A 22,492-nucleotide genomic window follows, 5' to 3' on the forward strand; every position below is an offset into this window, starting at 1 on the left:
CCTCAACCGCGGTAATAATTTTGAGGCACGAATGGCATATCAGCGATTTTCGCCGACACGGCTTTGCCCCGGATGATTAAATTCACTTCAGTCCCAGTCTTGGCAAATTCTGATGCGACATAGCCCATGGCGATAGGCCCGCCAAAGGTCGGGCCGAACCCGCCAGAAGTTACGGTGCCGATGGCTTTTCCATCTTTAGACTGAATTTCTGTCCCCTCACGGGCGGGCGCTCTGCCGTCTGGCAAGATACCGACCCGCAGGCGGCTCGGCCCTTCTTCGCGCTCGCTCAGAATGCGCGCCGCGCCGGGGAAACCGCCCTCTTCGCGGCGGCGTTTGCCGATTGCAAAGCCGATATTCCCTTCAATCGGCGATGTTTCTGGCGTCAAATCATGACCGTAAAGACATAGCCCGGCCTCAAGGCGAAGCGAATCGCGCGCACCGAGTCCGATCGGCTCGACTTCCGGCTCCGCCAACAAGGCCTTGGCGAGCTGTTCCGCAAAACCGACCTGGACGGAAAGTTCAAATCCATCCTCGCCCGTATAACCGCAACGGCTGACGAGAACCTTCATGCCCTCATTGTTATTTGCAGGCCAAGAATAAGGCCGCATCGTCATAAAGGTCTGCTCACCCGCGCCGGGGATGATCCGCTCAACGACTTCGGCCGCTTTCGGCCCCTGAATTGCGAGTAGCGCACGACGTTCCGCGCGCTCTAGCTTTGCAATGCCGTCGAGTTTTTTCTCGATCAAAGCAAAATCCTGATCCTTCATGGCGGCGTTCACAACCAGAAACAGCGTACCCTGATTTTCATCGCGGATTGGGCGCGTGATCATCAAATCATCAAGGATGCCGCCATCATCATTCAAAAGCACGCTATAGCGCATGCCGCCCTGTTTCAGCTTCTTGATTTCACCGGGGACCAGCGTCTCGATTGCCGCTGCGATTTTTTCATGGGCTTCTTGTGTACCGATTTTGGCTTCGGTCGTTGTCAGGAATGCCTGCCCCATATGCGAGACATCAAAGAGGCCCGCATTCTCGCGCGTGTGCTGGTGTTCTTTTAAAACACCCAATGGAAATTGAACCGGCATTTCGTAACCGGCGAATTCGACCATCTTACCGCCCAATGCGCGGTGCAATTCATTTAGGGGAGTCTTTTTTAAATTCTCTGACATTCATCCGTCCCATGACAAAAATCGCCGCTAAACTGCGGCAACCCCGGCTGTCACGGGACCTGAGAGATTTCACGGGAATTTCCGCTTACTCCGTCGGTGGGGCATCCAAGCCCACTTTCCAGCCTTTAACGCTTCATGCGGTCCTTTTGCCTGAGAGTTTCCGGGGCGGTTGCTCCTTCGGCGCCATTCAAAATGGTCTCTCCCGCATGGGAGCTTGTTCACAAATGAACATTGCGTCGGACAATAGGCAGGCCACAAGCGGAGTCAATGATTCTCAACGGCGTTGCACAACAAAAACTTAGGCCGCCGCGCACGCGTTGCAATTCCCTTTGATCTCAAGCCGGGCCGTATGCATGTCGAAAGCAGCAGCACGCACTGCCGGCGCAATATCCGCCTCAACGGCGACAACTTCCAACTCTTTTACGGTTGAACAACTCTCACAAACGAGAAAAGTCTGCACGACATGAGGGCCTTCGTGATTGCAAAGCACAAAGGCATTCAGCCCATCAAGTTTGTGGATATGCCCCTTAGTCTCGAGCCCATCGAGCGCCCGATAAACGGTCATCGGCGCGCGAACGCCCAACTCTTTGAGTTTATCGAGAATTTCATAGGCTTTGAGTGGCTCTTTGTTCTCAGCGAGAACATTCCAGACGAGCTTTTCATTTTTCAATAGACCGGCAGGCCGTTTTACGCCCTTATGCTCGTCACCCGTTTTTGTTGTTTCGTCAGACATAAATTCCCTCCCGAGGATATATGACTGTTATATCTTTGTTATATCGTATGACAAAGCAAAAAGCACCCCTAAGGTGAGATTATCAACCGGAACTACGTTCGGTCCGGGCCAACCAATTTGATGGGAGGCGTAAATGTCTGAAAATACTGACATCGTGAAAAGAGCCCTGCGGGCCTATGTGAATGATGATCGCGACGAAATCGAAGCCTTGATCGCCGACGATTTCAGCTTCACCAGCCCCTATGACAATCATATTGACCGCGCTTCTTATATGGAGCGATGTTGGCCCAACCACGAAGCGACCAAACATATTGAATTTATACGGCTTTTTGAAAGCGGCGATGACGTGGTCGCGTCCTATGAAGTGACCTTGATCTCGGGGCGCGAATTCCGAAATACCGAAATTCTTTCGCTCAAGGACGGCAAAATCAGCGCTATTGAAGTCTTTTTTGGCTGGGATATTCCGCACCCGGCCGCACGCGGGAAATCTATCGATATTGGTGAGGAATAAAAAAGCCCGCCATAGGGCGGGCTTTTTAAATCGGTTTTCGTAGCGCTATTGCCAACCGACCCGGTCAAAAATCCGAACGGCTTCGGCTTGGTTTTCTCCGAGTGCGGACACCGGCAGCGCATCAGCTTTGAAATCTGAATAGGCGGCGATTGGCCCACGCGCCTCAACACCCGGCACGACCGGATATTCGTTATTACCGCTCGCGAAGGCTTTTTGCGTTTCATCACGCAACAGGAACTCAAGCAGCTTTTCCGCATTTTCCGGGTTCGGCGCATATTTCGTTACCCCCGCACCGGAAATATTCACATGCGCGCCATTACCATCCTGATCGGGGAAGAACAGATCAAATTTCTCACCGATGGCGGCGTTCTTTTCATTGTCCGAACCAATGAAGCGTGCGGTGTAATAGGAATTGACTATACCAAGGCGGCAAAGCCCTGCGGCCACCGCTTCGATCTGGGAAGTGTCATTGCCTTGCGGCTTACGCGCAAAATTCGCAACGACGCCGCGCGTCCATTCCTCAGCCGCTTCGGAACCGAAATGCGCAATCCGCGATGCCAGCAAAGATTGGTTGTAGATATTGGATGAAGACCGTACACAGATCATCCCGCGATAAGCCGGGTCCGCAAGATCCGCATAGGTCTCTAAACCTTCGGGCAAACCCATCTCTTTATTGTAAATGACGATCCGCGCCCGCTTTGAGAGCCCGAACCATTTGTCTTCAGGATGACGATATTGCGGCGGAACGCGGCTTTCCAATGTCGGGTTATCGATGCTGCGAAAGACATCGCGTTCTTCCGCGCGCCAGAGAATGCCCGCATCCGCCGTGATGAAAATATCAGCCGGGCTTGCTTCCCCTTCTTGGGCAATACGTTCGATCAAGGAGTCCCCACCGGCTTCGATTGTGTTGACCTTGATCCCGGTTTCCTTGGTGAAGGCCGCATAGATTTCTGCATCCGAATCGTAATGACGACCGGAATAAACATTCACCTCTCCCGCTGGCTTGGCTGCCGGGCTGTCCGTGGTGGTTTCGCCGCCGCATGCCGCCAGCGCGACCACCCCGAGCCCGATCACCAGAGCCATACCCCATCGAGAAACGTGAGAATTACTGACCTGCGCCATAAAAACCGCCATCCTGATATTTGCGAATAATTCTTAATAACAGGGGTATAGCGTTATTAGCACGGATTGCAACCGCCGCGCCGGCGGATTTCTAAGCGCCGAAAATAAACGCGCGTTCCCAATCAACCGTGACATTCATATGGGTCGCATAATCAGGACGGGCATCCATCAAAACTGAAAGATGCGCCCCTTCATCAGTTTCCAATCGTGTCAGCCAGCCAGGACCGGCAAAGCGCGTATCGGCCACATGGAACTTGCCCGCAGGATCGAAGATCGCGACCAGCGTATCGGGCCGCACCACTGCCGTTGCCGGGCCGTCATTCAAGTCTCGTGATGCACCATTGAGCGGCACCGGCCCGAGGAACGATTGAAACATACCGGATTTAACATTACCGGAAATTCTTTGGCTGCCCGGAAACAGCGCCGCCCCTTCGATGGTTTTCGGTGTTTGGTAAAGCGTCTCCGGGGTGGCGACTTCGATAATCTCGCCGGCGCGCATTAACGCGACACGATCACCGAGTGAAAGGGCTTCTTCTGCGTCATGGGTCACGAGCAGAACGGCGGCGTTCTGGTCTTTCAGTATGCGTCTTAATCGCTCGCGCAGGCGACGCCGCAAGGCGACATCAATGCTGGCGAATGGCTCGTCGAGCAACAATGCCTTTGGTCGCCGCACCATGGCGCGGGCCAACGCGACGCGTTGCTGCTGCCCGCCCGAAAGTTCATGAGGATAGCGCCGCGCAAGATCTTTGATATTGAAGTGCTCGAGCTGTTCCGCGACGCGCGCTTTTTCATCGGTCTCGCCCGCCAAACCAAAGGCAATATTTTTCGCAACCGTCAGATGCGGGAACAGAACGTAATCTTGAAAGACCAATCCGATCGGTCGTTTTTCCGGCGGGATTTCATTGCCCGGTTTCGCAATTTCGGTTCCGTCCAGTTCAACGGAGCCCGACTGAAGCGGCTCCAGACCGCCCGCGATCCGCAAAAGAGTCGTCTTGCCGCAACCGGAATGCCCAAAGAGGCACACAATCTCTCCCGGACGGATTTCCAGCGACGCCCCGCGCACAGCCCTGACATCACCAAAACGGTGAGAAATATCCCGCAAGATCAGGCTCATGTCCGGTTCGCGCTACCCTTTTTTACGCCGAGGCCGCCCGTCACCCGTGCCAACAAGACCAATATTGCGGACGTCCCAAACAAGAAGGCTTGGGAAATGCCGCATTTTCGCATAGATGTCACCTGTTGAGAACGAGAATTAAGAACGATGACAACAATTACCGAAGAAGGCGGGCGGTTGGAGGCACAATCCAGACCGACAAAACGTCTCGCCCCGGGCCTTATGGGGATTTTGCTCATCGCTCTCTTAGCGGCGGCCCCGATCATCGCGATTATTGTCGGCGCGGCCCAAAGCGGTCTCGGCGAAGCGCAGGCGCATATGCTGTCGGTTACTGGTGGTCGTTATTTGCGCACCACCTTGCTGCTTTGCCTGTTTGCGGGAATAGGCGCGAGCGTCATTGGTGTTGTCTCAGCCTTATTAATTTCTTTGACCGATTTTCCCGGCAGGCGGTTGCTCGCGGTTGCCCTTGCGCTGCCTTTTGCCATCCCCGCCTATGTGGGGGCCTATGCTTATGGCGACCTGTTCGGACCGTTCGGCCTTGTCGCGAATATTATCGGCGCAAACAACCTGCCGGAGATCCGGTCACTCCCCGGTGCGGCATTAATCCTGATGCTGACGACCTATCCCTATATTTATCTCGCGATGAATGCGGCCTTGGCGTCACGCTCGGCGTCGATGATGGAGGCAGCCCGGTCCCTCGGCGCAAGCCCTGCCCGCACAGCGGTTGAAATTCTTTTCACGCTCAGTCGCCCGGCCTTTATTGGCGGGCTCGCTTTGGCGCTCATGGAAATTACGGCGGATTATGGCGTTGCGGATTACTTTGGTGTGCCGACCCTTAGCGTCGGTATCTTTCGCACCTGGTATGGCATGGGCGACCTTTCGGCGGCGATGCAATTGGCGGCGGGGCTGTTCTTTCTGGCGTTGCTTTTAGCGATATTGGAACAGGCAGGTCGCCGTGGCCGAACGACCGAGGATACGCGCGCCCATCGCGCTAATCGCCGCTTGGCTTTGTCTGCGCCCCATGCCCTTTTGGCGATTGTGTTTTGTGCATTGCCTGTGATTTTAGGCTTTATTGCGCCCGCAGCCGTCTTGCTTTCATTGCTCGACCTTCAGCAAAGCGGCCCCTCGATCAATGCCTTTACCAAAGCCGGTATCAACACCGCATTTATCGCCGCGATTGGGGCGGTTTTTGCCATGGCCCTTGCCCTCATTCTGGCCTATGGCGCGCGGCGGGCCCGTGGCCATATCGCAAAATTCTTTCTCCGGATTGCAACCCTTGGCTACGCGGTGCCCGGCGCGGTGATGGCCATTGGTATTCTCGCGCTGACCGCCAATATCGGGCGCGTATCCGGTGTCGCCGCTGCGGGCGGGGTCGCGGCCCTTTTATATGCTTATGTGGCGCGTTTTCTGACGGCAGGGTTTAATGCGGCCGATGGCGGGTTACAGCAAATCAGCCCGCAAATGGATGCCGCTGCGCGAATGTTGGGCGCAAATTCAGGGCGGATTTTGCGCGAACTCCATCTGCCTCTGGCGAAACGGTCAATTCTTGCTGGCGCGGCGATTGTTGCGATTGATATCGCCAAAGAGCTGCCGGCGACATTGATATTGCGGCCTTTCAATTTTGAAACGCTCAGCACACATATCTATAGACTTGCAGCCGATGAGCGTCTCGCGGACGCCGCACCGGCTGCACTGATTTTGATTATTCTTGGATTGATCCCGACCTTGGTATTAAGCCGCCTCAACCGTCAGACATCACATTGACAATCGCTTTGGTTGAGGCTGGCACTTTGGTCGAAGCAAGTTTGTGATCGAGGCCTGATCTTACTCGCCGCCGCGATAAGCGAAAGGCAAATCACCCCGCGTTAGGTCGCGATAGCGTTCCACCAGCATTTTCTGGCGGTTGTTCAGGCCTTGTTGCTGACCGGCAATGAACACGGCCTCTGGCTGTGTCGTCACCTCAAGTGGATCGCCATCCCAAATCACGACATCGGCAATCTTGCCCACTTCGAGCGAACCAAGCTGGCTATCGACGCCATAGATTTCCGCTGGCGTGAGCGTGATCGCCCGCAGTGCGGCTGCCATTGGCAATCCTTCCGCCACCGCATTCCCCGCATGTTGACGGATCAAATGCGCTTTATGCGTGTCGGAAACAAATGCGAGTTTCACACCCGCACGATGAAGGCGGGCAGCGTTTTTAAGGGTCGAATCAATATCTTCAAATTGACGGGGAAGATTAGCGAGACCCGAAATAATCACCGGTATATTTGCAGACACCAGTTCATCCGCAACGCGCCAAGCTTCGGTACCGCCGAGAATAACGATATTCAACCGATAGGTATTTTTCAGCCGGATGACGGAACGAATGTCATTGGCGCTGTTCACCTGAACGATCAAAGGCTGTTGACCATCGATCACCGCACCGAGCGCCTTAAGGTCAGACAAAGCAAAACGTTCATTACGCGGACGACGCGTATATTCGTTCGGGTTTGCATGATATGACCGCGCTTCATCAAGATACTCACGAAGCACCGCCCAAGCCCCCATGCGGGTGTCGCCGGCACGTGCAGCGCCGCCATAGCCCATAACCGCCACCTGCGCGGCTTCGGCCTTGGTGATCGAATTGGCACGGCCGGAAAGATCGACCACCGCAGCCCGGCCACCGAATAATTTGTCGCCAGCCGATGGCGCGGATAGCGCACGGGTCACGCCTTCAGCGCGATTTACCGGAATGACAACCGATGAAGGGTTGAAGGCGTCAATCGTATTGAGGGCCGCGCTAAGCGGAAAGCCCTCTGCGGGTCTGGAGTCATTTGTTTCTTTCTGGGAACCAATCTCAACCAGACCGATCTGTGAATAGGGAACAAACAATCCCGGCGTCACGATCTTGCCCGTCGCATCAATGACGGTTGCCCCGGCCGGTGCCGTCAGGTCCGCCCCGATTTCTGCGATGCGGCCATCACGAATGATGATGTCACCATTTTCGATGACGTCACCGGCGATCGTATGCACGCGCGCATCCATGATCGCCGTAGTTTGCGCCAGCGCGGCAGAAAATACGGCTGCGCTGGATGCCAAAAGGCTTATAAGCGTCTTTTTCATTAACTTTCTCATTGTCCTGCACCACCGGTAAAGCTGTTGTCATGTTGACCAAGTTCGAAATCCACCCGTGGGGATAGCGAAGGATCGGCGCGGTCAAACATCAGTGCACCATCAATATAAACTTTCTCTGCCCGGGCGTAGACCGAGAACGGATTTCGGTTCCAGACAACCACATCAGCCATCTTGCCGGTCTCAAGTGTTCCGGTTTGATCGATGATCCCCATGGCTTTTGCAGGGTTTGATGTGATCCAGCCGATTGCGTCTTTCGGTTCAATCTCAAAACCGATCCGCCGACCATCGGCCATCGCTTTTGCTGCTTCCTGATTGAGGCGTTGAATATCGCCTGCATTATCAGAATGGATGATGGCACAGCTATTTGGCTGCGCATCGATCAGGGCCGCATTCGCACCAACTGTATCAAACGCTTCGAGCTTAAAGCCCCACCAATCGGCCCAAACCGCCGCACAAACATTGTTTTCCGCAAGATAGTCCGCGATTTTATAGGCTTCGATTGCGTGGTGGAATGTTGTGACCTGATAATCAAACTCTTTCGCGATATCGAGAATCTGAACCATCTCGTCGGCACGGTAGCAATGCATATTAACGACAATGTCGCCTTCGAGTGCACCGGCCAGAGTTTCAAGTTTCAAATCGCGGGTTGGTGCCTCCGGCGGATTGTCAGACTTGTCGTCGCTGTCGTCTTTTTTCCACTCGTCGAATTCGCGCCAGTATTTTTCCCATTTCTGTTGATAGGCTTGCGCTTCGATCCATGCAGCGCGATAGCCCGCAACATTGCCCATGCGCGTATCGGGGCCACCGCGATCGCCATAAACGCGTTTCGGATTTTCACCACAGGCCATTTTCAGGCCATAGGGTGCATTCGGAAACTTCATTCCTTGTACGGACCGTGAAGGCACATTTTTAAGAACAACCGACCGGCCACCAAACAGATTCGCCGAACCGGGAAGGATCTGTAGCGATGTCACACCGCCAGCGAGCGCACGGGTAAAACCGGCATCTTGAGGCCAGACCGAATGTTCTGCCCAAACATGGGCGGTGTTCGGTGAGGTGACTTCATTGCCATCCGCCGTGGATTCGGTTGACGGCGAAGGATAATCACCAAGATGAGAGTGGATATCGATAATGCCCGGCGTGATCCATTTGCCGTCCGCATCAATGGTCACCGCACCTTCTGGCACCGTCAGCGAGCCCGCTTCGCCAAGGCCCGCGATTTTTCCGTCCTGCAGCAAAACATCGCCATTATTGATGCGCTCACCAGTCCCCGTCAGGATCGTCGCGCCGCTCAACAAGACGGTTTCACCGGGATAAGGCTGATAGGTCGAGGGAAAAGGGTCCGCTGGCGGCCTTACTGGTTCCTTGTCGGATTTAACCTCGGTTTCGCCCTCTGTCGTCGCCACTTCCGTAGCAGGCGTCTCGGCGTCGTTATTCGCCTCTCCAGATTCTTGCGAACACGCGCCAAGCATAAGTGTCGGCACAAGAACAGCGAGTGCCGTTCTTCCTAATTTTTGCATACTATTCCTCAACATGCTGCGAGACACACTTCGTAGGTGCTCAATGTTATGTCATAAGATTAGCGTAAAATATCCGGGCGACCACCCCGCCTTATGACTTAAGGTGCGGTATATTTTCCAGATCGGGTTTCGTGCCGAAAAAAGAAAAATCGGTAAAGAGGGGTTTGACCATGTCGAAATTCACACGCCGCGCCGCGATAACAACAGGCATCGCCGCTGGCGCTGCGTCCTGCGCGACTACACCCAAAATGACACCTTATGTGGCGCTTACAACCGCGCCTCAGGGCGTGTTTGCCCATGGCGTTGCAAGCGGCGACCCCGGCGTAAATGATGTTATTTTGTGGACCCGCCTGACCTTACCGGACGCAGACAACACAACCCGCGCCAAAATTGCTTGGGAAGTTGCCAGTGACGAAAGCTTTTCTTCGGTCCTTCGCTCAGGCGAAACCCAGACCGGCGCATCACGGGATTGGACCGTCAAAGTCCTTGCAGAGGGGCTGGAACCCGGCCGCACCTATTTCTATCGCTTTACCGTTGGTGGCATGATCTCTCCTACCGGGCGAACAAAAACGCTGCCTATGGGGAATGTCGACCAAGCCAGATTTGCGGTGATGTCGTGCTCGAATGTTCCGTTTGGATATTTCAACGTATACGACCTAGTTGCCCGGCAAGATGATATTGATGCGGTCATTCATCTTGGTGACTATATTTATGAATATAGCCGCAACGGCTATGGCGGCGAGGCGGGCCGCAAGCTTGGGCGAGAGCATCTTCCGCCGCATGATTGCGTAACCTTAAGCGATTACCGCATCCGGCACGCGCAATATAAATCGGACCCCTCCAGTCAGGCCATGCATAAAAATCACGCGATGATCTCTATTTGGGATGATCATGAGACGGCCAATGATTCTTGGAAAGATGGCGCTGAACATCATGACCCGGCGACCGATGGCGATTGGCATACGCGCCGCCGCGCCGCGCTTCAGGCCTATTATGAATGGATGCCCGTGCGCGAGCCCAACATGACACCGGAAGCGTTCTTCCGATCGTTTTCCTATGGTAATTTGATGACCATTGCGGCCATTGAAACCCGCCTTATGGCGCGAACAAAGCAATTTGATTATGGCGATGTCGTAAGGGCCCTAAACACACCAGAGGAAATCGAAACCTTTAAATCCACCGTTTTATGGGATGAAACCCGCGAGATGCTGGGCGGTGCGCAGATCGATTATCTCGACCGCACGATCCGCAATTCTGTTTCGCGCGGACAACCTTGGCGCTTAATCGCCAATCAGGTGATCATGGCAAAAGTCACCTCGCCTGATCTCAATGTGCACGTCACCGAAGAAGACATCGTTGCCCTCGAAAAAGAATGGCCGCCTGCCCGCGCCTTTATCGAAACATCCGCCTTCGGATTACCGTCAAACTTTGACGCATGGGACGGCTACCCCGCTGCGCGAGAACGCTTTTACGACATGGCGCGCACCGCCGGCGATGACGGCATGATCGTGATTACAGGCGACACCCATTCCTGGTGGGCCAATGACCTTGTTGATAAGAATGGTGCTCATATGGGCGTCGAACTGGGAACCCATTCCGTAAGCTCGCCCTCACCCTATAATAAGAATTTCCTTGGGGGCAAAGGCGCTGAATATGCGCTTTTGACCAATCGCGAAAACGAGGACGTTCGCTATCTATCTGGCGAGAACCATGGATTTATTCACCTGACCGTGAATAGGGATAATGCGAGAGCGGAATACCGGGCCGTCGACACAATCGAAACACCGGCCTACAATGCCTTCACAAAAGTTGCGTTCGACATCGAGAAGACAGACGGCACAGCGAAATTCGCAAATGCCGATGGCCTTGGTTTTAAAGAGGGTTTCTTATTCTAGTGTCTTGGACGGAAAAGAAAATCGAACAAGCCAGCTTCAGATCATTCTTAATCTGGTTTGCGCTGTTGTTCGTTTATTCCTTTTGGGCATTCACCATCCCCGGCCCATGGAGCCGTGCCATTACGGCGGCGGGCGGAAAACTCCCCGAAACACAACCGGGCCTACCGGCGATTGAACCGGTTCGCTCGCTCGAAGCCCTAAGCCAAAATATGAACGATTACCTTTTGTGGCAGGTGCTCGATATTCCCTATTTCGTGCTGACCTTTTTAGCGTCGACCGCGGCCATCGCGCTCGGCCTGAAAATGGCCGGCAAATGGGGACGCGTTTTCAAAATCGTTTTATTTTTACCCGCGATTTATGTGGTCGCCGAGCTTATCGAGAATAGTCTTTTGACGCTCTTTGCGGCTGGCATCATTGCGCCGGTTGAACCATTGGTTCTCGTGCAGCAAATCGCTACCACGCTTAAATTTTCAAGCGCCATGCCCGCCATGTTGTTTTCTTTGATCGGCATCGTATTTGCGACAATCGTTTTGGTCATTGGCGCTGTGCGAAAAAATTCATGAAAAAATCTGACCTGAAAGCCTATGTGGCAGCATTGCCAAAAGCGGAATTGCATCTCCACATCGAAGGCAGCCTTGAGCCAGAACTCATGCTCAAGCTGGCGCAGCGAAACAATATCGATTTTCCGTTTCAATCGGTCGAAGAAATTCGCAAAGCCTATCAGTTCTCCGAGCTGCAAGACTTCCTCGATATTTACTATCAAGGCATGAATGTTCTGCAGACGGAGGAAGATTTCTTCGACCTGACCATGGCCTATCTCAACCGGGCCCGCGCCGATAATGTGCGCCACGCAGAGATCTTTTTTGACCCGCAAGGCCATACGGCGCGCGGCGTGCCCTTCGGCACCGCCATTAGCGGTATCGTGACCGCACTCGGCATGGCGAAGATGCAATTTGGCATGACAACAAAATTGATCATGTGTTTCCTGCGCCATTTGCCCGAAGAAGACGCATTCGAAACGCTCAAACAAGCGGACCCATGGCTCGATCATATCGCCGGGATTGGGCTTGATTCATCCGAGCTAGGGCACCCACCCGCAAAGTTCAAAAACGTTTTTGCCAAGGCAAAAGACATGGGCCTCAAGCTTGTGGCCCATGCGGGTGAAGAAGGCCCGCCGGATTATGTTTACGAAGCGCTGGACCAGCTAAAAGTGGACCGCATTGATCACGGCAACCGGTCTCTTGAGGACGAGGCCCTCGTCGCTCGCCTAGCGGCAGAAGAGATGACGCTGACCGTTTGCCCGCTTTCGAATTTGAAGCTCTGTGTCGTCGATCAGCTAAGCACCCATCCGATTAAACGGATGCTTGATCTTGGCTTGCGCGCGACGGTGAATTCCGATGATCCGTCCTATTTTGGCGGATATGTAAACGATAACTTCTATGCCTTGATCGACGCAGTTGATCTGACCAAGGATGATATTCGCACGCTTTGCGAGAACAGCTTTAAAGGATCGTTTCTGCCAGAGGGACAAAAACGGGCGCAGCTCGCGGCCATCGCGAAGGTTTAGTCGTCGTGAATGCGCGAGATTTTAGACCCTTCGAGCGATAAATTATACATCAGCCCTTTTGAATCAAAAACAAAGGCAACGATAGGTTGGTTCAATTGCGTTGCATCGATTGCGCCGCCCGCACCAATCGTCACCGCCGTGACCGATGCATCGACGCCAATTTCCCAACCATCACTGGCGCGAAATTTTTGGAGTGCTTTCGGATCAAGGAAAACAATGATCTGGCGTCGTGCCTGAGCGCCCAACTGAAACCCGACGGACGCTGATGCGGTTGAATAATACGCCACGGTTTTTCCGCCGACGCGCAAGGCACCCTGTCCATATTCGCCGCCAATTCCGATCCCGGCTTTTTTAATGGATGGAAAAACCAGAACCCCTGCGGCCTTGGCCAATACGTCATTGGCACCGCTGATGTCTTCGCGAAACTCCGCCAACGCCTTATCGGTACGGCGATCAATCTTTTCCGGCGACGCAGCGCTTGCCGGCGCAAGGATACAAAACACGATAGCAACAAAGCTGAGAACGATTTGCTTGAACATTTTAGTGCTCACCTTCCAATCATAACGGGCGTCAGAATCTATCTGAGTTTGGGGCAACTTAATGACCGCCGCCCTAATTTGATGCTTAAGAATTCTCCATCTCCGCAGCAAATTATCCGAAAACTAGGCACGCAGGCAAAAACATTATATTTCATGCCTTTTTGAGGAGCCCTATGAAACCTTTGATTTTTGCCGCAGGGATTTCCGGGTTTGGTGCCGTTGCCTTGGGGGCGTTTGGCGCACATGGCCTGAGCCTTTCACCGGAAGCATCAGCATGGTGGGATACGGCAAGCCTGTATTTTCTCGTTCACAGTGTTGGCGCGCTTTTCGCCGGCATCAGCCGGATGCGTTCGGCGGGCTGGGCATTCATTATTGGCTCTCTGTTTTTTGCGGGTTCGCTTTATCTCATGGCGCTGGGTGGTCCGCGCATTCTTGGCGCAATCACCCCAATCGGCGGCGTAAGCTATCTGGTCGGTTGGGCGCTGATTGCGCTGAACGGCCTTCGGAAAGCTAATGCCGACGGCGAAGGAACGGCACAATAATCGATACACCAATCGCGGAATTGATGACGATAAAGCTGATAATTGTAAGTTCGATAATACCCATCTGTCTCTCTCCCCAAAGACGACAATGAACCTTCGCCAATTGGGCCGTTGTTGATGGTGGAAATAAGGCGACCCCGTGACAGAACAAGGGGCTTTAATGTTCACATAGCGTCACGAAAAGGGGAGATTCGCCAAACCGACCAGCCTTTGCGCCAAATTGCATCGCGCGAGGGTCAGGAAGAAAACGCATCGGCGGCTTTAGCGGTAACCCGCAACAGATCAAGGCTGATTGCGATTACCCCGGCGGCCACCCCGCGATGGACCGTGCCGGTCATTTCATAGACTTCGTAACCAAAATTTCCGAGCGCGGCGATGATGACCAACCGTGCAATGATCGTCGCGCCGAAATTCAATCGGTTTGACGCCATACGGCGTTTACGTTGTTCCGGTGTTTCTTCTCTTCGCCGTGTCTTGATCCGTGAAAGATCAGGCTGAACGCCAACGCGCGGCGCGGGTTTCGCAATTTCTGCGTCCAGAGCCTCATTTGCCGGTGCGCCAATGACATTCGCCAAACGCGAAGAACTGATTTGCGCTGTAGCCTGCTGCTGATTTCCGAATGCCATGCCCGCATCTCCACCCAACGGTCGATTAAGATTGCCCTAGGTGATCTTGCGATGGCCTAAATTTTTTAAATGCAATTTTATATTTCAACCGAAATAAAAAAACGAGCGACCCGAAGGTCGCCCGCTTTTCTTTCGTCCCCTCCCGACGCGTCCGGCGTTAGAAGCTCTTGCGGACTGTCACACCGTAGGTACGCGGTGCATTGGTGTAACCTGACGCACTTCCGGCCTGAACAACCGTTGGGAAGCCCTGAAGGAAGTATTCGTCATCTGTGAGGTTACGACCCCAGACCATCACTTCGAATCCGCTTTCGGTTTGAACGCCGACACTGGCATTCAGAACATTCACAGAGCGCGTGATGCTTTGCGGAATGTTTTCGATAAGTGGCACATCTGATTCATGGACATATTCAACACGCCCATAACCACTCAACCATTCATTGAAGTCATGAGTATAGGTCGCTGATGTGGTGATGCTGACTTCGTGAACGCCTGGAACGCGTGTTCCAGAAAGGTCACGGAAATCTTCGCCCGCGCCGCAATTGACCGTATCAAATGGCGTACAACCGGCCATTGTGAATGAGTCATATTCCGGATCGAGATAGGTCAGTGCGAAGGTCAATGTCAGTGGCGTTACCGGTGAGTAGAGCGATTCAATTTCAAAACCGCGGACTGATTGTTTACCTGCGTTCGCAAGGTCAAAACCGGTACCGTTAAAGACGTTTGACTGGAAGCCTTCGATTTCCTGATCGAAAATCGCGAAGTTGATATAGCCGCCATCAAAGTTGGCTTTGATGCCAAGCTCAAGAAGGCGAACTTCTTCCGGTGCCGCTGTCCGGCCAAAGCCAGAAACAGGATCCGGTGGACGCGAGTCCGATGATAGGTTGAACGCACCAGCCTTAAAGCCAGTCGCGTATGTGAAATACGCGTTCAAGCTATCGGTAAGGTCATAACCAAGACGCGCTGTCCATGTAATGTCGTCACTGTCGAGCTTGCCATTATCAAGCGGATCCGCCGCATTCGGGAAGTTGACTTGTGGCGCAAAGAACTGTGCCGCCGTCAATGCCGCAAATGGGTTGAGGCTTGGATCAGCCGCAAGCGCTGCCTGCGCTGCTGCGAGTGAACCATCACGGGCCGCTTGATAAGTCGCTGGATCAGACATCGCCAATGTTTGTGCCGCGACGAAGAACGGCGTTGGGTTTGCCGGATCAAATGGCGTACCGATTGCACCACCCATAATTGTCGCTGCGACGAACGAGCCGCCCGCTGACATATCAAAGAGCGAGAAGACATCGGTCAGGTTACTGATACCCGTCGCGGTCTTGCTGTCATTGATGTAGGAAACACCGCCGCTGAGAGTCAGGCGATCAGTAATATCGAAGTCAAACTGACCAAACAGCGAATAGGATTCGTTGTCCATGTTATAGGTACCAAAGACACCCGTGCCCGCCTGGAAGGACGAACCGAATGCGATTGGCATAACAGGACCAAATTCCGGGAAGATCGCTGTCGGACCTGTCGTCAGCGCACCAATTACCTGCGACCCACCCTCAACTGTGAGGAGGTCAGAGCCAAGAGGTGACAACAAGATGTTGACAAAATCACGCTGCTGCGAGCCGAAGACCACGTCACGCTGCAAGAACACATCTTCGTTGAAATAGAAACCACCGATCAACCAATCCAGACGATTGTCACCGGTCGATGCCAAACGAATTTCTTGCGTGAAGGTTTCGTATTTGCGGTCTTGTGGGTTCTGCGCGAGATCAGCACCAGAAAAGTCAACGTCTGTGTTCGCTGAGTCCGTCTGTTCACGATAAGAGGTGATCGACGTCAACTGAGCACCACCAAGGTCCCAATCGCCCTGAAGCGAAATGCCCTTACCTTTAAGAACGTTGAATGTATCGGTATCGACCGCAACTTCGCGTGAGAATGGGTCGGTGCCGTCAGTGATCTCTTCACCGAGACCGCCAAACGCAACCGGCGCGCCAATTGCCTGCGTCGCCGGACCATTAAGGATCGTCACAGCACCACAGCAATTCTCGTCGATCTTGTTGTAGTCACCGATAACCCGGAACGACATGTTCTCGGTTGGCTCCCAAAGGAGCTGGCCGCGAACCGCCCAGCGGTTGCGCTCGTTCTGGTCGGTGCCGTCAACGATATTTGTATAATAACCTTCGCGATTATTGGTGCTACCAGAAACGCGGAAGGCCAATGTATCCGTTAGCGGGCCCGTCAATGAACCTTTGAAAAGAACCTGATCGTAGTTGCCATAGCTGGCTTCTACGCTGCCGCCCCATTCGAACTCTGGCGATTTGGTTGTGATCGAAATCGCACCAGCCGACACGTTCTTACCGAACAATGTTGACTGCGGACCACGCAGAACCTCGACCCGCTCCATCACAGGAAGGTCAAGGATCGCCGCCGCAGAACGTGAACGATAAACGCCATCGATGAACACACCGACAGAGCTTTCAATACCTGGGTTATTGGCACCGTTACCAAATCCACGAATGGTGAAATTTGTCTGCGATGCGTTTTGCAGCTGCGTGATGCGCAGCGAAGGAACAACGGTCTGCAAATCAATAAGGTCATTGATTTGAGCTTTTTCAATTGTCTCGGCGTCAACCACACTAACCGCGATCGGTACTTCCTGCAGTGTCTGCGCACGCTTGGTTGCCGTAACAACGATCTGGTCTGACTGCGCCGACGCACCGGTCGCCGCAACCGCGCCCAACGCAGCACCCATAAGGAGCCGCGAAGAAAACACTTTAAGAACGGAATCCTGTTTCATCATCTAACCTCTGTTTTGCCCCCTCCCTGAATGGGGCGTGCCGAACCCGACTGATTTGAGCCGCCGGGTCTTGAAAACACTATTCTCTTTTTGATCGGTTCCCGTCCAGTAATGGAATGAAAATCAACTGCGGTCCGACCAATAGCGTTACAAAATTACAACAAACTACAAATGCAAAACATTTGCTGCGACGCAACACGTTACGCGAAGCGAACTCGCCGGATCGCCCCATACTGAGCGTCGGATTAATAGTTCAAGATTTTATTAACAACGTATCGCAATGAGGTGACAGTAAAATTACGATTGCCGGATCGTGGCACAGGTCGATCCGTATGCGACACAAGTGGTTTTGTGCAAGTGCGAAATATTGCGATTTTCGTATTGTGGTCAGTGTCATCGCCGCTTAGGCGACTTCGCGTCCCTGTTGCTTCGGCATAGAGCCCGGCAATTCATGGATGCGTCGGGCCGGCAATACAATTATAGCGCGCGTTCCTTCATTCACGACCGAGTCCAACCGGAAGGACCCGCCATGAGCTTTTGCAATTGCCTGCACGAGCGGCAAACCAAGCCCCAGCCCCTCGCGAGAACGTTGAAATGACATATCAATTTGCTCAAAGGGGGCCGTCACCTTATCGAGCAATTCCGGCTTCACACCGGGACCGGTATCCTTGACCACAATCGCAAGGTCACCGCTTCGGGTGAGCGCCGCGCCGATCAAAACCGAAACGCCCTTCGGCGAAAACTTGACCGCATTATCCACAAGCTTGCGAATAGCCTTGGCCATCAAGCCGCGATCACAACAAATTTCCAGATTGTTTGAACAAAGCTTTTGTATTGGCTCGACATCCGCAAGGCGGAGCGTTTTTTCAAGGCCAGACAACGCCTCCTCGACAATATCACCGAGGCAAACATCGGTTTCATTGATGGCAATCGGCCCTGATCGCGCATCGGACGCAAGCAACATGTCCGATACTGAGTTCAACAATCGCCGTCCGCCATCGATGATATATTCAGCATACTCATGATGCATATTGTCATTTTCATTATCGAATCGCTCAGCGATGATCTGACCGAATCCGATAATCGCGTTCAGTGGTGTTCTGAGTTCATGACTCATTACCGACATCAGACTGTCTTTAAACTTCGCGCCGGCTTCTGCTTGATCCTTGGCCGTTTTCAACCCGCGCCGGTCATCACTGGCGCGCAGAACGAATTTCACCGCATGGTGAAACAGAGACCAATTCATCGGTTTTGCGAGGAATGACGTCGCACCGGACGCAAATGCGCGATCGACCGCATCGCTCTGGTCACTTGCGGTAATCACCATGACCGGCGTTTCACAAAAAGCCTCATCGGCGCGAATGGCTTCGGTCAGCTCGTAACCGTTCATATTCGGCATATCGATGTCAGAAATCACGAGATCCGGCGCAATTTTTCGCAATAACGAAAGCGCCTGCGCGCCGTCTTCTGCGGTTGTCACCGCATATCCGGCTTCTTTCAACTTAGCCGATGCCAATTCCCGCATAACCGGGTCATCATCAGCAAGTAAAACCATTCTAGCGCTATCTGACAAAGTAAATCCCCTGTAAAACGCAAAGCAGTTATGGCTTAACGCCCGCCTATTTATGCAACCTTTCCTTAACAATCGCTTTCACCGAAATCGCACCGATAGAAATTAAATTTCAAGTAATTGCGGTCACACTCCCGGTATGTCGAGACCAACCGGAACTGTCTGGGACCGTTAACAATTGTTTAAACGCCACTCAAAATCCATGCGAAGCCGCCTTACGGCGCTTGTTATCATCGCGATTTTCGGTGCTGTCGTTATCGCGACGGCGTCGTCTGTGTGGCGCGAGACCGCGCAGTTTGGTGCGGGCAAGCGGGCAGAGCTTTATGCGTCGGCAAATGTTTTTGCGTCGGCAATTTCGGAACATGTCGATAATCAGGATAAATCAGCGACGCTCTATTCCTTGCGGGCAATTTCTTACATTCCAACAATCGAATATGTGAATGTTAAAACCCCGGATGGAGAAACTTTCGTTGAATTAGGCAGCGCGACGCAAATCGTCGATACCTCGTCTATTTCGTTGTTTCCCGAAAATTCGCCCTTATCGATGCTGACTTCAGGCTCGGCCGAAGCGACCGTGCCCGTGGTTCAGGGCGGGCGCACGATTGGTAGTCTTACGATTCACGCCAATACCGGCGAGCTTTCTGATCGTATCGGCTTTTTGCTCTATGACGCCTTTGTCGCCGCCATCTTCGCGGGCGGGATTGGCGTTTTAATTGCGCTCAAATTGCAGCGCTCGATTACCGACCCGATCCTGAGCCTTGCGCGGGTCATGAGCCGGGTTAGAGAGTCTGGGGATTTCTCTGTTCGCGCAGAAAAAGCCGAAGATGAAGAAACCGCCCAGCTTGTCGACACCTTCAATACCATGCTTGATCACATTCAAGACCGTGATGAAGCCTTGAAAACCCACCAGCGCACGCTGGAAAAAACCGTTGAACAACGAACCAGCCAGTTGCGCCTCGCGAAAGAATCCGCCGAAGCGGCAAATCACGCAAAATCAGACTTCCTCGCCACGATGAGCCACGAAATTCGTACACCGATGAATGGCATGCTGGCGATGGCAGATCTCCTGAGTAAAGCGCGTCTTGCGCCGCGGCATCATCGCTATGCAGAAGTTATTGCAAAATCCGGCCAGAGCCTTCTTGCGATCATCAATGATATTCTCGACTTTTCTAAAATCGAGGCCGGGCGACTAGAGCTTGAGAAAATCGCTGTCCGTCCCGCCGATGTCATTGACGATGTGGTTGGTCTTTTCTGTGAGCGTGCAGCGTCGAAAAACATCGACCTTGCGGCCTATGTCGCGCCTGATACGCCCGAGGAAATCGAAGGCGACCCGGTTCGGATCTCGCAGGTCATTTCCAACCTCGTCAATAATGCCCTCAAATTCACCGAAGAAGGTCACGTCCTTGTATCGGTTGAGGTGAAAAAGAACAAAAAAGGCCAAAATGCTGGCGATGTCGTCATTGAATTTTCAGTCACTGATACTGGGGTCGGTATCGCGCAAGACAAGCAAGCGGCGATCTTTGAAGCGTTCTCGCAGGCCGACCAGACAACCACACGCCGTTTCGGTGGCACTGGCTTGGGCCTCGCGATCTGTCGCCGTCTGGTCGAAGCAATGAACGGCAATATCGGCCTCACCAGTAAGCCGAATAAGGGGTCACGCTTCTTCTTTAACATGCCGGCAAAAACCCTGAAGGCCCCACCGGCTATCAGACGCGCGGAAGGCGAAAAGCGTGCCCTTGTCGCGATCGATGGGAACGCTGCGCCGCGCATGCTTGCCCGCTATTTGCGTGAAACAGGCGTTATTCCGCATATCATCGAAAAAGGCGCAGATCTGGGCCCACATATCGCCTATGCGGATATGATTTTCGCCTCACCGGAATTTTTCCGCGGCTATCACGAATCGATCATGAACGGCGAAGCGCAATGGATCCCCGCACGCATATGCGTTTGCGAGCTCGGCGATACAGCGCCGGACCAACTTCTTGAGAGCGGTGTCGTCGAAGACATCCTGCTTGCGCCGCTTTCACGGCGCGAGGTGATGGACCAGATTGGCCGGATCTTTGACGACAAATTACGGGGCAAAGCGGCGCTCAGCCATGCAGAAGTCGCCGGACCGTCGCATCTCTATTTCAGTGGACAGAAAATTCTTGCCGCTGACGATAGCGCGGTTAACCGCGAAGTTGTGCTTGAGGCCCTGTCGCGCCTCAACCTGAGCGTCACACTCGCCAATGATGGACGCGAAGCGGTCCACAAAGCGCAGAAAGAGAAATTTGATCTTATCCTTATGGATTGCTCCATGCCGGAAATGGATGGTTTTGAAGCCACCCAGGCCATTCGGGCATTGGAGAAACGCGCCCAGAAAGAACCCGTTCCGATTGTCGCCCTCACCGCCCATGTTGCCGGCAAAGACGATGCGTGGCGCGAAGCGGGCATGGATGACTATCTTACCAAGCCGTTCACCCTTGATACGCTGGGCAGTGTACTGACAAAGTACCTTGAGGTGAACGAAGACCAAACCCCGACGCCGGACGAGGAAGACATTCCGCCACCGCCAATCGTCGCGCCAAGTAAGGACGAAGAGCAATATCCGGTATTCGACCATAATGTTCTCGACCAGATCGCCGCTATGCAGGGCGGTAGTAGCGATCTCCCTGTGCGCGCGATCAACCTGTTTGAAGAACACTCACGCAAGGCCATGAAAAATCTGGCTGAAGCACTGAAATCCGGTGACCGCGAGACCATTGCGAAAGCCGCCCACGCGCTCAAATCCATGAGCGTAAATGTCGGTGCTCGCGCGCTGGGTGCTGCATGCAGCGAGATCGAGGCACAAGCGCGGTCGGACGCGTCGCTGAAAGCGATTTCCGCCCTATGCAAAATTGCAGTGATGGAATTTAAAACGGCTCACAAAGCGATCCCGAGCGTTATCGGTACTCTGCAAAAGAAAGCCGCCTAATAGATCTTAATCGACACCCGCACGCTACCAATAATCGCGACAGAGCGCGTGACTTCGATCACCGAATGACCTTCCTGACTTGAATAAGGCTCAAGCCGCGCGGCGCTCACATTATCTGTAACCTGACTTTTTTCGTATCCAGTGCGCCACCGCCTGACGATGAGCGAGTCATTATATAAGGCGAGGCAAAAGTCGCCGTCTTCCGGCACCCGGTCATCATAATCGATCACCAGCACCGTATCAGGCAGGAATGCCAGATTAACAGCCGGGTCATTGATAAATACCGCAAACAGCTTCGGCGCACTCAAAGTGACGGGAATATAGTCTTCAGCCATCATATGCGGATCGGCCTTTGCGTCCTGTACGAACAAAGCCGCCCCGCGCAGAGAGATGACCGGAACATGACGAACCGGGCGGCGGATATAGGCGGCCGCCGCGTGTTTATCACTCTCCGCCGATGAGCGATCACCGGCAGCAAGCCAATCAAGCGACGCATCAAGCGCATCCGCCAGTTTGGCCAATGTCAGACGCCGGGGATCGTGAACACCGCTTTCCCAATTGGCGATCGCTGGCTGGCTCACGCCGACCCGGTGGGCAAGATCGGACTGGCTATAGCCTTGGGCCTTTCGGGCCTGCCGGATGCGCTCGCCGATTGAGCGGGCAATAACCTTTTGGGTGAAATCCATATCCCCTCCATCGAAATATAAGATATACTTATAATATAAGTGC

The 22,492-nt window shown here is 53.6% G+C and carries 18 protein-coding genes and 1 riboswitch; of the genes, 7 read left to right on the top strand and 11 right to left on the bottom strand.

What is annotated here, in order from left to right; translation table 11 throughout:
* Positions 1-2: 2 nt before the first annotated feature.
* Together gcvT and ABFZ83_RS09445 are read right to left on the bottom strand one after the other, a co-directional pair.
* On the bottom strand, positions 3-1,169 hold the full coding sequence (gene gcvT / locus ABFZ83_RS09440; protein ID WP_411816301.1) for a glycine cleavage system aminomethyltransferase GcvT: 1,167 nt from the start codon (positions 1,167-1,169) through the stop codon (positions 3-5).
* A 128-nt stretch (positions 1,170-1,297) separates the two neighbouring features.
* A riboswitch (glycine riboswitch) is annotated at positions 1,298-1,384 on the bottom strand.
* Between the two features lie 83 nt (positions 1,385-1,467).
* Positions 1,468-1,902, bottom strand: coding sequence for a Fur family transcriptional regulator (locus ABFZ83_RS09445; RefSeq protein WP_411816302.1), 435 nt, complete (start codon positions 1,900-1,902; stop codon positions 1,468-1,470).
* Between the two features lie 133 nt (positions 1,903-2,035).
* Between ABFZ83_RS09445 and ABFZ83_RS09450 the strand changes: the two genes are divergently transcribed.
* Positions 2,036-2,413 (top strand): nuclear transport factor 2 family protein, encoded by a 378-nt coding sequence (locus ABFZ83_RS09450; RefSeq protein ID WP_411816303.1) that lies wholly within the window; start codon positions 2,036-2,038, stop codon positions 2,411-2,413.
* Positions 2,414-2,458: 45 nt separating this feature from the next.
* Here ABFZ83_RS09450 and ABFZ83_RS09455 read toward each other — a convergent pair whose 3' ends face one another.
* Together ABFZ83_RS09455 and ABFZ83_RS09460 are read right to left on the bottom strand one after the other, a co-directional pair.
* Positions 2,459-3,535 (bottom strand): Fe(3+) ABC transporter substrate-binding protein, encoded by a 1,077-nt coding sequence (locus tag ABFZ83_RS09455; RefSeq protein ID WP_411816304.1) that lies wholly within the window; start codon positions 3,533-3,535, stop codon positions 2,459-2,461.
* A 91-nt stretch (positions 3,536-3,626) separates the two neighbouring features.
* On the bottom strand, positions 3,627-4,649 hold the full coding sequence (locus ABFZ83_RS09460; protein ID WP_411816305.1) for an ABC transporter ATP-binding protein: 1,023 nt from the start codon (positions 4,647-4,649) through the stop codon (positions 3,627-3,629).
* A 147-nt stretch (positions 4,650-4,796) separates the two neighbouring features.
* Between ABFZ83_RS09460 and ABFZ83_RS09465 the strand changes: the two genes are divergently transcribed.
* On the top strand, positions 4,797-6,413 hold the full coding sequence (locus ABFZ83_RS09465) for an ABC transporter permease (protein WP_411816306.1): 1,617 nt from the start codon (positions 4,797-4,799) through the stop codon (positions 6,411-6,413).
* 60 nt (positions 6,414-6,473) lie between these two features.
* Here ABFZ83_RS09465 and ABFZ83_RS09470 read toward each other — a convergent pair whose 3' ends face one another.
* Positions 6,474-7,751 carry an amidohydrolase family protein gene (locus ABFZ83_RS09470; protein WP_411816307.1) on the bottom strand — a complete coding sequence of 426 codons (1,278 nt, stop codon included), beginning with the start codon at positions 7,749-7,751 and terminating at the stop codon, positions 6,474-6,476.
* A gap of 8 nt (positions 7,752-7,759) precedes the next feature.
* Entirely contained in the window at positions 7,760-9,283 is a 1,524-nt protein-coding gene (locus ABFZ83_RS09475; RefSeq protein ID WP_411816308.1) for an amidohydrolase, read from the bottom strand.
* A 170-nt stretch (positions 9,284-9,453) separates the two neighbouring features.
* Here ABFZ83_RS09475 and ABFZ83_RS09480 point away from each other — a divergent pair, with 170 nt between their 5' ends.
* The 3 genes from ABFZ83_RS09480 to ABFZ83_RS09490 are packed head-to-tail and all read left to right on the top strand — an operon-like array spanning position 9,454 to position 12,745.
* Positions 9,454-11,178: an alkaline phosphatase D family protein gene (locus ABFZ83_RS09480; RefSeq protein ID WP_411816309.1), complete on the top strand. Its 1,725-nt coding sequence runs from the start codon at positions 9,454-9,456 to the stop codon at positions 11,176-11,178.
* Complete coding sequence (locus tag ABFZ83_RS09485) at positions 11,178-11,741, top strand: hypothetical protein (protein ID WP_411816310.1); 564 nt, start codon at positions 11,178-11,180, stop codon at positions 11,739-11,741. The genes ABFZ83_RS09480 and ABFZ83_RS09485 overlap by 1 nt, the downstream gene beginning before the upstream one ends.
* Positions 11,738-12,745, top strand: a complete 1,008-nt coding sequence (locus ABFZ83_RS09490) for an adenosine deaminase (protein ID WP_411816311.1) — start codon at positions 11,738-11,740, stop codon at positions 12,743-12,745. The genes ABFZ83_RS09485 and ABFZ83_RS09490 overlap by 4 nt, the downstream gene beginning before the upstream one ends.
* Here the strand turns inward: ABFZ83_RS09490 and ABFZ83_RS09495 are convergent.
* Positions 12,742-13,284 (bottom strand): YSC84-related protein, encoded by a 543-nt coding sequence (locus tag ABFZ83_RS09495; protein ID WP_411816312.1) that lies wholly within the window; start codon positions 13,282-13,284, stop codon positions 12,742-12,744. The genes ABFZ83_RS09490 and ABFZ83_RS09495 overlap by 4 nt on opposite strands.
* A 173-nt stretch (positions 13,285-13,457) precedes the next feature.
* Between ABFZ83_RS09495 and ABFZ83_RS09500 the strand changes: the two genes are divergently transcribed.
* Positions 13,458-13,826 (top strand): DUF423 domain-containing protein, encoded by a 369-nt coding sequence (locus tag ABFZ83_RS09500; protein ID WP_411816313.1) that lies wholly within the window; start codon positions 13,458-13,460, stop codon positions 13,824-13,826.
* A 236-nt stretch (positions 13,827-14,062) separates the two neighbouring features.
* Here ABFZ83_RS09500 and ABFZ83_RS09505 read toward each other — a convergent pair whose 3' ends face one another.
* From ABFZ83_RS09505 to ABFZ83_RS09515, 3 genes are all read right to left on the bottom strand, one after another.
* A complete protein-coding gene (locus ABFZ83_RS09505) occupies positions 14,063-14,452 on the bottom strand; it encodes a hypothetical protein (RefSeq protein ID WP_411816314.1) in 390 nt (129 codons plus the stop codon).
* A 157-nt stretch (positions 14,453-14,609) separates the two neighbouring features.
* On the bottom strand, positions 14,610-17,243 hold the full coding sequence (locus ABFZ83_RS09510) for a TonB-dependent receptor (RefSeq protein ID WP_411816315.1): 2,634 nt from the start codon (positions 17,241-17,243) through the stop codon (positions 14,610-14,612).
* A gap of 400 nt (positions 17,244-17,643) precedes the next feature.
* Positions 17,644-18,795: a response regulator gene (locus tag ABFZ83_RS09515; protein ID WP_411816316.1), complete on the bottom strand. Its 1,152-nt coding sequence runs from the start codon at positions 18,793-18,795 to the stop codon at positions 17,644-17,646.
* Positions 18,796-18,988: 193 nt separating this feature from the next.
* Between ABFZ83_RS09515 and ABFZ83_RS09520 the strand changes: the two genes are divergently transcribed.
* Positions 18,989-21,763 carry an ATP-binding protein gene (locus ABFZ83_RS09520; protein WP_411816317.1) on the top strand — a complete coding sequence of 925 codons (2,775 nt, stop codon included), beginning with the start codon at positions 18,989-18,991 and terminating at the stop codon, positions 21,761-21,763.
* Here ABFZ83_RS09520 and ABFZ83_RS09525 read toward each other — a convergent pair.
* On the bottom strand, positions 21,760-22,449 hold the full coding sequence (locus ABFZ83_RS09525) for a helix-turn-helix domain-containing protein (protein WP_411816318.1): 690 nt from the start codon (positions 22,447-22,449) through the stop codon (positions 21,760-21,762). The two genes, ABFZ83_RS09520 and ABFZ83_RS09525, sit on opposite strands and share 4 nt — an antisense overlap.
* Between the last annotated feature and the right edge of the window lie 43 nt (positions 22,450-22,492).

It is taken from the genome of Hyphococcus formosus (assembly GCF_046736345.1).
In the GTDB taxonomy this organism is placed as follows: domain Bacteria; phylum Pseudomonadota; class Alphaproteobacteria; order Caulobacterales; family Parvularculaceae; genus Hyphococcus; species Hyphococcus formosus.

Coding starts and splice junctions, on each gene's coding strand:
- gcvT (WP_411816301.1), bottom strand. CDS start 1,169: ATGTCAGAGAATTTAAAAAAGACTCCCCTAAATGAATTGCACCGCGCA.
- ABFZ83_RS09445 (WP_411816302.1), bottom strand. CDS start 1,902: ATGTCTGACGAAACAACAAAAACGGGTGACGAGCATAAGGGCGTAAAA.
- ABFZ83_RS09450 (WP_411816303.1), top strand. CDS start 2,036: ATGTCTGAAAATACTGACATCGTGAAAAGAGCCCTGCGGGCCTATGTG.
- ABFZ83_RS09455 (WP_411816304.1), bottom strand. CDS start 3,535: ATGGCGCAGGTCAGTAATTCTCACGTTTCTCGATGGGGTATGGCTCTG.
- ABFZ83_RS09460 (WP_411816305.1), bottom strand. CDS start 4,649: ATGAGCCTGATCTTGCGGGATATTTCTCACCGTTTTGGTGATGTCAGG.
- ABFZ83_RS09465 (WP_411816306.1), top strand. CDS start 4,797: ATGACAACAATTACCGAAGAAGGCGGGCGGTTGGAGGCACAATCCAGA.
- ABFZ83_RS09470 (WP_411816307.1), bottom strand. CDS start 7,751: ATGAAAAAGACGCTTATAAGCCTTTTGGCATCCAGCGCAGCCGTATTT.
- ABFZ83_RS09475 (WP_411816308.1), bottom strand. CDS start 9,283: ATGCAAAAATTAGGAAGAACGGCACTCGCTGTTCTTGTGCCGACACTT.
- ABFZ83_RS09480 (WP_411816309.1), top strand. CDS start 9,454: ATGTCGAAATTCACACGCCGCGCCGCGATAACAACAGGCATCGCCGCT.
- ABFZ83_RS09490 (WP_411816311.1), top strand. CDS start 11,738: ATGAAAAAATCTGACCTGAAAGCCTATGTGGCAGCATTGCCAAAAGCG.
- ABFZ83_RS09495 (WP_411816312.1), bottom strand. CDS start 13,284: ATGTTCAAGCAAATCGTTCTCAGCTTTGTTGCTATCGTGTTTTGTATC.
- ABFZ83_RS09500 (WP_411816313.1), top strand. CDS start 13,458: ATGAAACCTTTGATTTTTGCCGCAGGGATTTCCGGGTTTGGTGCCGTT.
- ABFZ83_RS09505 (WP_411816314.1), bottom strand. CDS start 14,452: ATGGCATTCGGAAATCAGCAGCAGGCTACAGCGCAAATCAGTTCTTCG.
- ABFZ83_RS09510 (WP_411816315.1), bottom strand. CDS start 17,243: ATGATGAAACAGGATTCCGTTCTTAAAGTGTTTTCTTCGCGGCTCCTT.
- ABFZ83_RS09515 (WP_411816316.1), bottom strand. CDS start 18,795: ATGGTTTTACTTGCTGATGATGACCCGGTTATGCGGGAATTGGCATCG.
- ABFZ83_RS09525 (WP_411816318.1), bottom strand. CDS start 22,449: ATGGATTTCACCCAAAAGGTTATTGCCCGCTCAATCGGCGAGCGCATC.